This window comes from Micromonospora humidisoli, assembly GCF_016900955.1.
In the GTDB taxonomy this organism is placed as follows: domain Bacteria; phylum Actinomycetota; class Actinomycetes; order Mycobacteriales; family Micromonosporaceae; genus Micromonospora; species Micromonospora wenchangensis.
The window spans coordinates 86891-100579 of the sequence record NZ_JAFEUO010000007.1 but is presented as its reverse complement, the minus strand read 5'-3'; the positions used below and the strand labels follow the sequence as shown (position 1 = coordinate 100579).

The 13689-nt window shown below is 72.4% G+C and carries 13 protein-coding genes; 9 read left to right on the top strand and 4 right to left on the bottom strand.

Going from position 1 to position 13689, the window contains the following annotated elements; translation table 11 throughout:
• Positions 1 to 42: 42 nt before the first annotated feature.
• Complete coding sequence (locus tag JQN84_RS24150; protein ID WP_239486092.1) at positions 43 to 960, bottom strand: AraC family transcriptional regulator; 918 nt, start codon at positions 958 to 960, stop codon at positions 43 to 45.
• A gap of 140 nt (positions 961 to 1100) precedes the next feature.
• Positions 1101 to 1949: a helix-turn-helix transcriptional regulator gene (locus JQN84_RS24145; RefSeq protein WP_204960845.1), complete on the bottom strand. Its 849-nt coding sequence runs from the start codon at positions 1947 to 1949 to the stop codon at positions 1101 to 1103.
• A 129-nt stretch (positions 1950 to 2078) separates the two neighbouring features.
• Between JQN84_RS24145 and JQN84_RS24140 the strand changes: the two genes are divergently transcribed.
• The 4 genes from JQN84_RS24140 to JQN84_RS24125 all read left to right on the top strand — a co-directional run bounded on the left by JQN84_RS24140 (position 2079) and on the right by JQN84_RS24125 (position 5235).
• On the top strand, positions 2079 to 3065 hold the full coding sequence (locus JQN84_RS24140) for an aldo/keto reductase (protein ID WP_204960844.1): 987 nt from the start codon (positions 2079 to 2081) through the stop codon (positions 3063 to 3065).
• Positions 3066 to 3120: 55 nt separating this feature from the next.
• Positions 3121 to 3810, top strand: coding sequence for a TetR/AcrR family transcriptional regulator (locus tag JQN84_RS24135; protein WP_307821418.1), 690 nt, complete (start codon positions 3121 to 3123; stop codon positions 3808 to 3810).
• A complete protein-coding gene (locus JQN84_RS24130) occupies positions 3807 to 4721 on the top strand; it encodes an alpha/beta fold hydrolase (protein ID WP_204960843.1) in 915 nt (304 codons plus the stop codon). The genes JQN84_RS24135 and JQN84_RS24130 overlap by 4 nt, the downstream gene beginning before the upstream one ends.
• A 97-nt stretch (positions 4722 to 4818) precedes the next feature.
• Positions 4819 to 5235, top strand: coding sequence for a hypothetical protein (locus JQN84_RS24125; RefSeq protein ID WP_204960842.1), 417 nt, complete (start codon positions 4819 to 4821; stop codon positions 5233 to 5235).
• A gap of 23 nt (positions 5236 to 5258) precedes the next feature.
• Here JQN84_RS24125 and JQN84_RS24120 read toward each other — a convergent pair whose 3' ends face one another.
• The gene (locus JQN84_RS24120) at positions 5259 to 5903 is read right to left on the bottom strand and encodes an O-methyltransferase (protein WP_204960841.1); all 645 of its coding nucleotides are present in this window, start codon (positions 5901 to 5903) and stop codon (positions 5259 to 5261) included.
• A gap of 97 nt (positions 5904 to 6000) precedes the next feature.
• Between JQN84_RS24120 and JQN84_RS24115 the strand changes: the two genes are divergently transcribed.
• Positions 6001 to 6618, top strand: coding sequence for a TetR/AcrR family transcriptional regulator (locus JQN84_RS24115; RefSeq protein ID WP_204960840.1), 618 nt, complete (start codon positions 6001 to 6003; stop codon positions 6616 to 6618).
• Positions 6619 to 6859: 241 nt separating this feature from the next.
• Complete coding sequence (locus JQN84_RS24110) at positions 6860 to 8125, top strand: prolyl oligopeptidase family serine peptidase (protein ID WP_204960839.1); 1266 nt, start codon at positions 6860 to 6862, stop codon at positions 8123 to 8125.
• 79 nt (positions 8126 to 8204) lie between these two features.
• Here the strand turns inward: JQN84_RS24110 and JQN84_RS24105 are convergent, their stop codons facing one another.
• Entirely contained in the window at positions 8205 to 9143 is a 939-nt protein-coding gene (locus tag JQN84_RS24105; protein WP_307821417.1) for a LysR substrate-binding domain-containing protein, read from the bottom strand.
• A gap of 109 nt (positions 9144 to 9252) precedes the next feature.
• Between JQN84_RS24105 and JQN84_RS24100 the strand changes: the two genes are divergently transcribed.
• From JQN84_RS24100 to JQN84_RS24090, 3 genes are all read left to right on the top strand, one after another.
• Positions 9253 to 10170: an NAD(P)H-binding protein gene (locus JQN84_RS24100; protein WP_204960837.1), complete on the top strand. Its 918-nt coding sequence runs from the start codon at positions 9253 to 9255 to the stop codon at positions 10168 to 10170.
• Entirely contained in the window at positions 10160 to 10525 is a 366-nt protein-coding gene (locus JQN84_RS24095; RefSeq protein ID WP_204960836.1) for a darcynin family protein, read from the top strand. Before JQN84_RS24100 ends, JQN84_RS24095 begins: the two co-directional genes overlap by 11 nt.
• 520 nt (positions 10526 to 11045) lie before the next feature.
• A complete protein-coding gene (locus tag JQN84_RS24090; RefSeq protein ID WP_204960835.1) occupies positions 11046 to 13685 on the top strand; it encodes an IPT/TIG domain-containing protein in 2640 nt (879 codons plus the stop codon).
• The last annotated feature ends 4 nt before the right edge of the window (positions 13686 to 13689 follow it).

The following is a 13689-nucleotide window of genomic DNA, read 5'->3' as shown; positions in this document are numbered from 1 at the left end:
CGGGCAGTCAGGCAGGAACGGGCAAGACAAGGCGAGTTCTCGTCAACTGTCGCGACGCGCCGCCCGCGTGGCGGTCCGGGCGTGCAGGCGGGCCGCGTCCTGGCGGGGCGGGCCGCCGAACTGCCGGCGGTACTCGCGGCTGAACTGTGCGGCGCTCTCGTAGCCGACGCGGCGGCTGACCCCGGCGACGTCGCCGGGGTTGGCGGCGAGCAGCAGCCTGGCGCGTTGCAGGCGGATCTGCTTCTGGTACTGGATCGGGCTCATCGAGGTGGCGGCCTGGAAGTTGCGGTGGAACGCGGAGACGCTCATCCCCGCCTGCTGCGCCACGTCCTCGACCCGGAATGGCTGCGCGTGGTTGTCGCGGATCCACTGGACGGCCCGGGCGATGTGGCTGAGGCTGCTGTCGGGCAGGCCGAACTGGCGCAGGACGCCGCCCTGCTCGCCGGTCAGCAGCCGCCAGATGATCTCCCGCTTGATCAGGGGCGCGAGCATGGGGATGTCGCGGGGCTGATCGAGCAGGCGCAGCAGCCGCACGGCGGCGTCGAGCAGCTCGACGGGGGCCCTGCTGACGGCCAGGCCGGCTGGTGGATGGGGGGCGGGCGCCGGCAGGTCCGCCGGGTCCGCCTGGAGCAGCACCTCGGCGACGGCGGCCGGGTGCAGGGTCAGGCCGAAGCCCAACGCCGGCTCCTGCGGGCTGGCCCGGGCGAAGTACGCGGTCACCGGCAGGTCGATCGAGGCGATGAGGTAGTCGCCGGCCTGGTACTCGTACACCCGGTCGCCGAGCGCGAACCGCTTCGTGCCCTGGGCGACGAGGGCCAGCACCCGGCCGTAGGTGGTCGGCGTCGGCGGGGTGGGCCGGTCGGCGCGGAAGATGCGGACGTCGGCGATGCCGGTGCCCAGATCGGGCCGAGCATGCCGGGCCAGCAGAACACGCAACTCGTCGAGCGGCATGCCCACCATTCAAGCACCGCGACCCGCGTGCCCAGGCAAAGGTCGCCGTCGGGGGGCCGCCCCGGGGTCGACCGCGCCGTCGCGACCCCACCCGGTCGGGAGCGAGTTGCCGCTGTCCCGGCGTACCAGGGTGATGTCCGAGGAAGCCGTCAGTGGGGCATGCCGGTCGCAAACTCCTCGACCCCCAGCACACGCAGCAGCTCAAGCCGCTCCCGGGCCTCGGCGTCGGCCGGGGTCAGCACCAGCAGCTGCTGGCCGAGATCGGGGGTGACCAGGGTCTCGCAGTCCATCGTGATCCGGCCCACGCGCGGGTGGATGAACGTCTTGCGGTCGGCCCGGCGTACCGCCACCTCGTGCTCGGCCCACAGCCGCCGGAAGTCGTCGCTGGCCGCCCGTAACCGGTCGATCAGGCCGGTCACGGTCGGGTCGCCGGCCCGCCGGCCGGCCACCGCGCGCAGGTCGGCGACCTGCTGGCGGGCGTGCCGCTGCCACTCCCCCGGGTCGTGCAGGTCGCGGACGGTCGGGTCGGTGAAGTAGCGGTAGGCGACGTAGCGGCGGTCGCCGGTCAGCCCGGTGTGGTCTCCGCTGAGCAGGACCGACATGCGGTTCTGCGCCAGGACCTCGCTGAGGTCGGACAGGACCATGGCGGGGGTGTCGCCCACCAGGTCGAGCAGCCGGACCAGGCCGGCCCGGGCCAGGCGGGCGACGCCCTCGGCGGGCGGCGGCTGGTGGCCGGCAAGGTGGAACAGGTGACTGCGCTCGTCGTCGGTCAGGCGCAGGGCCCGGGCCAGGGCGCCGAGCAACTGGGTCGACGGCTGGCTGCTGCGGCCCTGCTCCAGGCGGACGACGTAGTCGACGGACATGCCGGCGAGCATGGCGACCTCCTCGCGGCGCAGGCCGACGGTGCGGCGGCGGGGGCCGTCGGGGATGCCGACCTCGGCGGGGCGGATGGCCTCGCGTCGGCGTCGCAGGAAGTCGGCGAGCTGCTCACGCTGCATGCCTCCATGCTGCCCGCCGAGGCTGGCACCGAGCCAGGGAGTGGCGCTCCCACGACAAGCGCTCCGCTGCCGGCGGGCCGGGAAGCGGCGCAGGGTGGAGCCGGGATCGACCGACGAGGGAGAGTTTCGATGCAGACACGCAGGTTGGGTGACACGGGTCCCACGGTTTCCGCGGTGGGGCTGGGGGCGATGAGCATGTCGGGCACGTACGGCCCGGCCGATCGTGGGGAGAGCATCGCCACCGTACGGGCCGCGCTGGACGCGGGGGTCACGCTCATCGACACGGGCGACTTCTACGGCATGGGGCACAACGAGCTGCTGTTGGCGGAGGCGTTGCGGGGACGCGACCGGGACAGCTACCTGCTGAGTGTGAAGTTCGGGCAGCAGGTGGGGCCGGGCATGCGGTTCGCCGGTCAGGACTCCCGCCCGGATTCGGTGCGCAACTTCCTGAACTACTCGCTGACCCGGCTCGGTGTCGACCACGTGGACATCTACCGGCCGGCCCGGCTCGACCGGTCGGTGCCGGTCGAGGACACGATCGGCGCGATCAAGGACATGATCGACGCCGGTTACGTACGGTACGTGGGGCTGTCGGAGGTCGACGCGGCCACCGTCCGCCGGGCACACGCCGTACACCCGGTTGCCGATCTTCAGATCGAGTATTCGTTGCTGTCGCGGGCGGTCGAGGCCGAGGTGCTGCCCACGCTGCGGGAGCTGGGCATCGGGCTGACCGCGTACGGGGTGCTGGGCCGTGGTCTGCTCTCGGGGCACTGGGTGCCGGGGCGGGCGGACGATCCGCGTAACCACGCTCCCCGCTTCGCTGCCGAGAACGCGTCGCACAACCTCGCCCTGGTGGCGGCGTTGCGCCGGGTCGCCGAGGCGAAGGGGTGCACGGTGGCGCAGTTGGCGATCGCGTGGGTGGCGGCGCAGGACCCGTCCATCGTCGCGCTGGTCGGTGCGCGTACCCGGCAGCGGCTGGCCGAGGCGTTGCCGGCGCTGGAGGTGGAGCTGTCGGCCGGTGATCTCGAAGAGATCGAGGCGGCCGTGCCGAAGGGTGCCGCGCGCGGTGACCGTTACCCGGCGGCGTTCATGGCCAGCCTCGGCGTCGGCAACTGAGGGTGTCACGGGGCCCCGGTCGACGGTGCCGACCCACTGAGATACGATACGGTGCGTGTCGTATCGGAATGAAGAACCACCAGGGGCCCGGGGACGGCCGCGCGATGCCGAGCTGGAGCGGCGGATCACCGCGGCCGTCCTCGGGATCCTCGCCGAGCACGGGTACGAGGACGTGTCCTTCGAGGCGGTGGCCCGACGCTGCCAGACGTCGAAGGCCAGCCTGTACCGGCGATGGGGATCCAAGCGGGACATGGTCATCGCCGCGGTGAAGGCGGGGCCGGCCCGGCACTCGACGTCCCCGCTGCCACCGGGGGACACCCTGCGCGAGGACCTGCTGGCCCTGGCCCGGCGGCTGGAACGCACGATGGCCGCCTCCGACACCGGCACCGCGTTGATGCTGCTCCAGGCCGGGCTGAAGGACCCCGAACTGTGCGACGCCATCGAGAACTCCACGGGCCCCACCGGGGCCCGGCTGCCGCAGGCGGTGATCGACGCCGCGGTCGCCCGCGGCGAACTGCCCGCCGGGGCGAGCCCGTTCGCCTTCGAGGAGGTCGTCGGATCGGTGCTGCTGCTCCGGCACGCGAACGGCCTCGCGGTCGACGACGCCTACCTGTCCGCACTCGTGGACACCGTGATCATCCCGGCCCTCGTCGCCTCCGCCACCAGCGGGACCACGCTGCCCGCCGGCCTCTTCTCCGGCCATCCCGAAATCCGCACCACCGACCCGACCCGGGAGAATTCGTGACCACGCCATTCGTGATCGACAACTTCACCTACCACACGATCGCCGGCGACGGCGGCGTCGACCTCACCGTCGCCGTCGGCGGCCACGGGCCGGCCGTCGTGCTGCTCCACGGCTTTCCGCAGACCCACTACATGTGGCGGCACGTCGCCGCAAAGCTCGCGACCGACCACACCGTCATCGTCCCCGACCTGCGCGGCTACGGGGCCAGCGGCAAGCCCGTCGCCGACGACCCGGGCACCTACTCCAAGCGCACGATGGGCAACGACGTGGTCGCCGTCACCCGTCAGCTCGGCTTCGACCAGTTCGGGCTGATCGGCCACGACCGGGGTGCCCTCGTCGCCGTCCGCGCCGGGCTCGACCACCCCGAGGCGGTACGCTACCTCGGCATCCTCGACGTCCTGCCGACCCTGGACACGTGGGCCGTCCTGCACGGCGTCGACGCCAAGGTCGCCTGGCACCTCTATCTCATGGCCCAGCCGGCCGGCCTGCCCGAGAAGATGATCGCCGCCGTCGGTCCCGAGTTCTTCGGTTCCTTCCTCGACGCCTGGGACCCCACCGGCACCACCTTCACCCGCGACGAGCGTGACCACTACGTCGACAGCTCCGTCGCCGCGATCGACTCGATCGTGGCCGACTACCGCGCGACGGCCAGCGTGGACCTCGACATGGACGTCGCCGACCGTGAGCGCGGCGCGCAACTCACGATGCCCGTCGGCGTCATCTCCCAGGACTGGGGCGCCCAGCTCGGTTTCGACGCCTCCGCGCTCTGGCGTGCCTGGGCCCCGGACCTCACCTACCGGGCCACCGGCAGCGGGCACTTCATGGCCGAGGAGAACCCCGACGAGATCGTCACGTTCATCACCGCGTTGGCCGGGCGCGCTCCCGACACCGGGCACCGGAGCACGCGATGAGATGTTCGACCTACCCCGCCCGGTCGTGCGAAGGAGGCGGGCGTCGTCGGTCGTGACGAGCAGATCGACGGCACCGAGTTCGCGGGCGTCGTCGGCCTTGCCGTTCGACGCCGTCATCGCCGACCAGCTCATGAGCGCGGTCGCGTTCGACGCGGACGACCTGCCCGGATCGGCGGTGGCGATGTACGACGCGAACCTGCGCGATCCCCGACTGGTCCGGCTGCTGACCTGGCTACGCCTGGAGCGGCAGCCCACCGGCAGCCTGGGCCGGGCCGTCGACCACGAGCCGAAGCTGGCGGCGACCGCCCGGGCGCAGGCCGCCGGCCGGGTGCGCCCGGGCGATCCCTTCGACCTGTTCACCCTGGTCCTGAGCATGGCGTTCGCGTGGTCGGCGGCCAGCATCGGCTACGCCGCGACCGCCGACGAACCCGACGAGGAGCACGAGCGGCGGCGCAGGCTCCTGGCCGCGTGCGTCCGGGGCGCGATCTCACCGGGCACCGCGCCGCTGGATTGACCCCGGCCACCCCGGTTCCCTGGTCAGCGGCCCGTCCAGCAGCTGAGTTCCATGCCGTCCTCGACGGGGAAGTCGATGCTGACGTAGCCGTTGCCCGGGTCGCGGACGTAGGCCAGGTAGTCACCCATCGACGCGAACGTGGAGTCGTCGCCGACGACCAGGGCGCCCGGGGCGAGCCGGTCCTCGATCAGGCGCAGGACGGGCAGGCACAGCTCCTTCCAGCCGTCGAGCAGGGCCAGGCCGATCGGGCCGCCGACCGTGCCGAGGGTGGTCGACGCGTCCCCCTCGATCACGGTCACCAGGTCGCCGAACCCGGCCGACTCCAGGTTGGCGCGGGCCGCCTTCACCTTGGTCGCGCTGAGCTCGGTCGTCGTGACGTGCCCGACCCCGTTGTCCCGTACGGCCGCGGCGAGGTAGAGCGTCGAGATCCCGTACGAGGTGCCGAACTCGACCACCGTCTGCGGTCGGGCCGCGCGAACCAGGGCGTAGAGCAGGTCGCCGCCCCGGGCCGAGATCGGCATGTAGACGTCTTCGAGCAGGTCGGAACGCTCCTGGGCGGTGGCCGTGGGCGCGGGCCGACCCGGCGAACGCTCGTCGTCGCGCTCGGCCTCGGTGAACAGCCGGTCGATCAGGTCGCGGACCGCCGGGTCGTGCAGTGTCGTCGTCATGGGTCGTAGGCTAGACGCAACGTTGCGTCTATGGAAGATGTGGGTCTTGTAGCGTCGTCGGGGACGTGGAGGACACCGCACGGGGAAGGAGCGTCCGATGCACCGCGGCAACCGGCACGGCCGCAGCGAGGCGGCCCGTGAGGCCGTACTCCAGGCGGCGGACGACCTCGTCGCCGAGATCGGCTACGCCAGGGTCACCATCGAGGGCATCGCCGCCCGGGCCGGCGTCGCCAAGCAGACCATCTACCGGTGGTGGCGCTCCAAGACCGACATCCTGGTCGACGCGTTCGCCGCCGACAGCGCCCAGGAACTCACCCTGCCCGACACCGGCGCCTTCCACACCGACCTCCGAGCCCACCTCGACGAACTGGTCCGCTTCCTGGAGGTGTCCGACTCCGGCGCGGTGTTCCGGGCCCTGGCCGGCCAGGCCCAACACGACCCCGAACTGGCCGCCCGGCTACGCGCGGAGGTCCTGCCACGGCTGCGCGCCCGCGACCGGGTGCCGTTCGACCGGGCGGCCACCCGGGGCGAACTACCCGCCGACGCGGACGTCGACCTGCTCGTCGACCAGGTGGTCGGGCCGATCCACTTCCGGGTGCTCGTGACGGGCGAACCCGTGACACCCGCGCTGCTGGACGTGCTGGTCACCCTGGCGGCCCGACAGCAGCCCGAGGCGTCGCCCCGGTCGCAACAGCCGGGCGGGGCAGCCGCCTAGGCACCGGGCGCGTGCTGACGGCTGCACCGGGAACGCCACGGAGCCGCCAGGAACCCGCTGGCACCTTTTCGACCTTGTGCACGACGCCCGAGGCCGGGTGTTCCTCGCCGACTGCCCCACCCGCCTGGCCGTGGAGATCATCGCCGGTGGTGGGGTCACCCGTACACCGGTTGCCAGCGGATCTCCCCGGCGCTAGGTTGACACTCTATCGACAGATGTCTACGTAGTTGTCGGGGGTCGCATGTCCGCGTCGGTCTCTCGCCGCACCGTCCTGGCCGGTGGCGCCGGCGTCGCCCTCGGTCTCGCGCTGCCCGACCCGGCCGCCCACGCCGACGGCCACCACCCCGTGAGCGTCAGCTTCACCCTCGACGCGACGACGCTCGACGGCGGCGAACAGGTCACCTCGGTCACCCTCCACACCGGCCGGCTGGGACCGATCGACCCCGCCGGGCTGCACGCCGACACGTTCACGGTGCACGCCAGGGCCACCAGCCCGATCCCGATCGCTCCCGGCGACCTGATCTTCAGCGAGTACGACCTGGACCGTACGGTGACCGCAGCCCGGCTCGACAGACGGGGCGACATCGTGCTGGACCTGAGCCACGCCGAAGGTCAGCTCGGCGGCGGCACCCTCGGCTACATCCTGAGCAAGGGGCGCAACGTCCGGCTGGACCTCGTCTACACCATCACCCAGAACGCCCCGCTCGTGCGGCGTCACGGCCCGCCCGTCACCATCACCGGCTTCGTGCAGGGGCGGCTGTCCAACCCCGAGGTGGACGCCTTCAGCCACCACGTGTCGGGGTCGGGCCTGAAGTACCGGTTGTACTCCCCGACGCGTTCACCGGGTCGTGGCCGGCGACCGCTGATCCTCTGGCTGCACGGTGCCGGCGAGGGCGCCTCCCTGCCCGACGGCTACTACGACAACGAGACCACGCTGCGCGCCAACCGGGGCGCGTTGGGCTTCGCCACCCCGCAGGCCCAACGGATCTTCTCCGGCGCGTACGTCGTGGCCCCGCAGAGCACCTCCTACTGGATGGAGGACGGTCCCCGGTTCGCCCCGCTGATCCGCGAAATCGTCGACGACCTCGTCCGTCGTGAGCACGTCGACCCCGACCGGATCCACGTGGTCGGCTGCAGCAACGGCGGCTACATGTCCCTGAAGATGACCGTCGCCTACCCCGACCTGTTCGCCGCGTCGGTGCCGATCTGCGGCGTCGTCGAGCCGCTCGGTGGTGAGGGCCCGCCGCTGGTCACCGACGCGGAGCTGGCGGCGATCGACACCCCGACCTGGCTGGTCACCTCGCGTGACGACGACACCGTGCCGCCGGAGACCAACACGGTCCACGCCCACGACCTCATCCCGGGATCACTGATCACCCTGTACGACCACGTCGTCTGGAACGGCTACCGGTTCCCCGGCCACTTCTCCTGGATCTACGTGGCCCGCAACGACCCGAGCGTCGACGGCACCCACCTCTGGCAGTGGATGTCCCGCCGCCGCCGGTGATCAGCCGCATCCGCGAGTTCTCCCCCAGCGGTGCGGCCCGCCCCGACGGACACGTGTGCGCGGTCCTGACGCGCAGGTTCTACTCCGCTCGGGCGGGGCGGAGCACCTGACGCACGGCGGCACGCAGCCACTGGTGGGCGCCGTCGACACCGTGCCGTGGGTGCCAGGCCATGCCGATGGTCAGCGGTGGCAGCGGCAAGGGAATGTCCAGCAGGCGCAGCCCCAGCGTGTGTGCCGCGTCGCTGAGCCGTGACGGAGGTTCGCCCGGCAGCGCGGTCGGCACCAGGCAGACCACGTCCTCGGCTGCGGCCAGCATCATCGCGGCCAGGTGTCCGGGCAGGACGGCGCCGACCCGCCGGCTGAGCCCCTGCGCGGCCAGGGCCGCGTCCAGCGGTCCGCTGAAGCGTCCGCGACGGCTGACCGCCACGTGCTCGGCCGCCGCGAGCCGGGCGGCCGTCAGAGTTCCCTCGGTGAGTGGGTGCCCGGCCCTGACTCCGGCCGCCATCCGCAGGGTGACGAGTTCTTCGACCTGGGTCTCCGGGTCGACATGGTCGATGGCCCCGATTTCCAGGTCGATCCGTCCGTCCCGCAGCGCGGGGCCCGCCTCCCACTCCTCGGCCAGCACCCGCAGCGAAACGCCAGGTGCCCGCTGTCGGGCGAACCGGAGCAACCCGGGCGCGACCGCGGCACCGACCAGGTCCGCGGCCTGGACGGTGAAGGTGCGCCGCAGTGCCGCGGGATCGATTCCGCCGCTCGGGGCGAGCAACGCCTCCAGCCGGCGTACCACCGCGGCAGCCTCGTCGCGCAGCGCCTCGGCGCGCGGCGTGGGCACCATCCGCTGTCCGGCCCGGACCAGGAGTGGATCCCGGAGCACCCGGCGTAACCGGGCCAGGGTACGGCTCATCGCCGCCGGGGAGGTCTGTAGCCGCGCGGCGGCGCGGGTGACGCTCTGCTCGGTCAGCAGGGCGTCGAGGGCGACGGCGAGGTTGGCATCGAGGTTCGGGTATGGGCTGCTCACCGCAATGGTTCCACTTCGGGCAATGATTGGATGCTGAAGTTCCCATTGTGGCAATGCGGTGCCGCTCCGCACGATGGCTGAGTCCTGCCGATCCGACAATCGAGGTTTCATGATCGTCATTACCGGTCCCACCGGGAACATCGGGCGGCACCTGCTGTCGCTGCTGATCGAGGCCGTACCCGCCGGCCGTGAGGAGTTACGGGTCATCGTCCGGGATCCGGCCCGGCTACCCGGAGGCGTCCGTGGCCGGGTCGAGGTGGTCGTCGGCTCGCACGGCGACGCCGCGACCGTCGAGCATGCCTTCGCCGGGGCGGACGCCGTGTTCTGGCTGGTGCCACCGGACGCTTCCGTTCCGCCCGACGACGCCTACAGCGGCTTCACCCACCCGGCCGCGCGGGCTTTCGCCGCCCAGGGCGTCGGCCATGTTGTCGGCGTCTCGGCGCTCGGCCGTGGCACCCCGCAGGCCACCCGCGCCGGGCTGGTCACCGCCTCCCTGGCCATGGACGACCTGATCGCCGGCTCCGGCGTCGCCTACCGCGCCCTGGCCTGCCCGTCCTTCTTCGAGAACCTGCTGGAGGAGGTCGACGCGATCCGCGACGACGGCGTCTTCACCGACACCGTCGCCCCGGACCGTCGCGCTCCCATGGTGGCCGTCGCCGACATCGCCGCCGCCGCGGCCGGGCTGCTGCTGGACCGCTCCTGGAGCGGTGTTGGCGACGTCCCGGTGCTCGGCCCGCAGGACCTCTCGCCCGACGACCTGGCCCGCATCATGACCGAGGAACTGGGCCGTCCGGTCCGCTACCGGCGTCAGCCGCTCGACGAACTGCGCTCCACCATGCTCGGCTACGGTCTCAACGAAGCGTTCGTCGAGGCCATGGTCGACATGAAACGCGCCAAGGACGAGGGCCTGGACTCGGGCGTCGCCCGCTCACCGCAGGCGGGGCCGGCCACCACGTTCGCGCAGTGGTGCGACCGCACGCTCCGGCCCGCCGTCCGCACCACCCAGGGGGCCGTCGGTGCCCGCTGACCGATCCGGGCCGCCGGTCACCGCTTTCATGCTCGTCAAAACCACTCCCGAGTGGCTGGCGATGACCGTGGCCGAACGCGTCCAGGCCTTCACCACCCACGTTCTGCCCGCCATCGAGGCCCGCACCCGTGGTGTCCGCTCGCGCTTCTACGACACGGAGTTCTACTCGGCGCGGGTCACCGACATCTGGGTCTGGGAGGCGGACGACCACGACGCCTACCGGCTGCTGATCGACGCCCTGCGCGAGACCCCCTTCTGGGACCGCTACTTCGAGGTCGTCGAGCTGCTCGTGGGCACCGAGAACGGCTACGCCCACACCTACGGCCTGAAGCCGCTGGCCACCGTCGCCACCTGAGGCGCCGCCAGGGCCGGTGCCGCTGTCACCCGACGGCGGCACCGGCTCGGCGGCCGACGATCGGCCGGATGCCCTGGCGCAGCAGCCAGGCGAGCACCACCTGGTTGCGGGTCGCCCCCGTCTCGACGGTGATCCCGTCGAGCACACCGAGGACCCGGCTCGTCCCGGGTGGTCGTAGGCCTCGGGCAGCGGCTTGTCGGGGCGGACGTAGCCACCGTTGATCAACGGGGTGTTGGCCACACGTCCAGGCCCTCGGTGTGCGCGTAGTCGAGGTCGTCGGCGGTGAGGAGCTGGTGCCCCTGGTCGGGCAACCCGGCACCGGGCCGGGGTTGCACCAGCGAGTGCTGCGGTCCACCCTGACCGGTCGACCGGGGGCTTCGGGTACCACGCCGACACCGCCCATGGTTGCCAGACCCTAAGAATAAGAAATGCGTAACTTGACCGATTTGTCCTCGTTCACTCGTTGACGCCTGCCGCCACATCACGCAGGACCGTCATTCCATCTGAACGGGGGAAACTGGTGAGGACCGTCCTACGAAGAACCACGAGCGCCGCCACGGCGCTCCTGGTCGCCAGCCTGGCAACCCTGACCCTGGGGACGCCGGCACTGGCGGCACCTGGCGACGCGAGCGCCCGCGGTGTCGTCGTCGACCTGTCGGCCGAGGTGGCCGGGATAGCCGTGATCAGCGCCGACGCGACCATCGGTACCGCCACCGCGCCGGCCGGCGGGGGCACCGACACCGAGACGCTGCTGGCGATCTCGGTGCCGGGGGCGGTCGGCGTGACCGCCAGCGGCACCGTCGAGGAGGTCACCGCCACCCGGGCGGCCGACGGGTCGTCGGCGTCCTCCAGCGTCAACGGGCTCAACCTGGCCGTGCTCGGCATCGACGTGCTCGACGCCGCGGAGGTCACCGCCACCGCGGTCTGTCCGCAGGTCGGCGCGACCAGTGCGGACACCACGCTCGTCGGGCTGGAACTCTTCGGCTCGGCGGTGACGCTGACCGCGAACACCCCCGCCGTCGTGGGCAGCGCGGCGGTGGTGGTGCCGGGACTGCTGGACGCGAGCCTGAACGCCTCGTTGACCCGCGTCGAGACGACCACCGCCACCGGCGCCACCGCGATCACGGTGCGGGCCGTGCTGACCCTGTCGGGCAGCATCCTCGGTGTCCCGACCACCATTCCCGTCGGCACCGTCATCGTGGCCGAGGCGCTCTGTGAGCGTCCGCCGGCGGCACCGACCACCGCGACGATCACCCCCGACGAGGGCCCGCAGTCGGGCGGCCAGACCGTGACGATCACCGGCACCGGCTTCATCCCGGGCGGCACCACGGTCACCTTCGACGGGGTGCCCGCGACCGACGTCACCGTCGCGCCGGGCGGCACCTCCCTGACGGCGGTCACCCCGCCCGGCGCGGTCGGACCCGCCGAGGTCGTGGTCGGCACGGTGAACGGCACGGCCGCACCGCTGGGCTACACGTACCTGGCCGACGGCAGCGGGGCCATCATCACCGGCCTCACGCCGACCTCCGGGCCGACCGTCGGCGGCACCACCGTGACGATCACCGGCACCGGCTTCACCGGGGCCGCCGGTGTGGACTTCAACGGCCTGCCCGGCACCGGGTTCACCGTCAACCCGGCCGGCACCACGATCACCGTGGTGACACCGCCGAACCCGGCGGGCCCGGCCCTGGTCGAGCTGGTCTTCCCGGACGGCCGGGTGACCGCGCCGACATTCACCTACCTCCCGCCGACGATCACCTCGATCGTGCCGGACACCGGACCGACCGCCGGCGGCACGACGGTGACGATCACCGGCACCGGCTTCACCGGGACGACCGGAGTGACCTTCGGCGACACCCCGGGCACCAACGTCACCGTCAACCCGGGCGGCACCTCGCTGACCGTGGTCACCCCGCCCGGTCAGGTCGGCCCGGTGGACGTCACCGTGCTCCTGCCGGGCGCGGACGCGACCGCCCCGGACGGATTCACGTACGTGGCGGCGCCACCGACCGTCGCGTCGATCACCCCCAACGCGGGTCCCCAGTCGGGCGGCCAGACGGTGACGATCACCGGCACCGGCTTCGTCCCCGGTGACACGACAGTCACCTTCGACGGGGTGCCGGCCACCAACGTCACGGTCGCCCCGGGCGGCACCTCCCTGACGGCGGTCACCCCGCCCGGCGCGGTCGGACCCGCCGTGGTGGTGGTAACCACCGGCGGCGGTACGGCGGCACCGCTGGGCTACACCTACCTCGCCGACGGCAGCGCCGCGACCGTGACCGGGCTGACCCCGACGAGCGGACCGACCTCGGGCGGCACCACGGTCACCATCACCGGGACCGGGTTCACCGGCGCGACAGGCGTGACCTTCGACGGGGTGCCCGGCACCGGGTTCACCGTCGACCCGGCCGGCACCACGATCACCGTGGTGACCCCGCCGAACGCGGCCGGGCCGGCAGACGTGCGACTGGTGTTCCCCGCGGGCACCGCCGCCGCGCCGGTATTCACGTACGTCGCACCGACGATCACCTCCATCGTGCCGGACACCGGACCGACCACCGGTGGCACCACGGTGACCATCACCGGCACCGGTCTCACCGGCGCGACAGGCGTGAACTTCGGCGGCACACCCGGCACCAACCTGGTCGTGAACCCGGACGGCACCTCGCTGACCGTGGTCACCCCGCCCGGCTCACCCGGGGCGGTGGACGTCACCGTCCTGCTGCCCGGTGACGACGTCACCGCACCTGACGGGTTCACCTACCAGCCCGTCCCGCCGCGCATCGACACCGTCAGCCCCGGACAGGGACCGACAGGTGGCGGCACGACCGTGACGGTCGGTGGCTCCGGGTTCGTACCGGGCGGCACCACGGTCAGCATCTGCGGCACGACCATCCCGGCCGACCAGGTCACCGTGGCGTCGGACGGTCGCTCGCTGACCTTCCGCACACCGCCCTGCGCGGCCGGTGACACCACGGTCGTGGTGAACACCGCCGGTGGGACCTCCAACGGATCCACCTTCCGCTACGTCGGGGGGATCCTGCCGGTGACCGGTGACGCCATGCTCGCGCCGCTGACCGTCGGGGTGCTGCTCGCCCTGCTCGGCACCGTCCTCGTCGTGCTGACCCGCCGCCGGCACCGCGCCGGCCGCATCGGCTGACCGG

What these genes read in the sequence shown, in the direction of transcription:
- JQN84_RS24150 (WP_239486092.1), bottom strand. Translation starts at nt 960, where the DNA reads ATGGTGGGCATGCCGCTCGACGAGTTGCGTGTTCTGCTGGCCCGGCAT.
- JQN84_RS24120 (WP_204960841.1), bottom strand. Translation starts at nt 5,903, where the DNA reads ATGACGACGACACTGCACGACCCGGCGGTCCGCGACCTGATCGACCGG.
- JQN84_RS24140 (WP_204960844.1), top strand. Translation starts at nt 2,079, where the DNA reads ATGCAGACACGCAGGTTGGGTGACACGGGTCCCACGGTTTCCGCGGTG.
- JQN84_RS24100 (WP_204960837.1), top strand. Translation starts at nt 9,253, where the DNA reads ATGATCGTCATTACCGGTCCCACCGGGAACATCGGGCGGCACCTGCTG.
- JQN84_RS24110 (WP_204960839.1), top strand. Translation starts at nt 6,860, where the DNA reads ATGTCCGCGTCGGTCTCTCGCCGCACCGTCCTGGCCGGTGGCGCCGGC.
- JQN84_RS24115 (WP_204960840.1), top strand. Translation starts at nt 6,001, where the DNA reads ATGCACCGCGGCAACCGGCACGGCCGCAGCGAGGCGGCCCGTGAGGCC.
- JQN84_RS24145 (WP_204960845.1), bottom strand. Translation starts at nt 1,949, where the DNA reads ATGCAGCGTGAGCAGCTCGCCGACTTCCTGCGACGCCGACGCGAGGCC.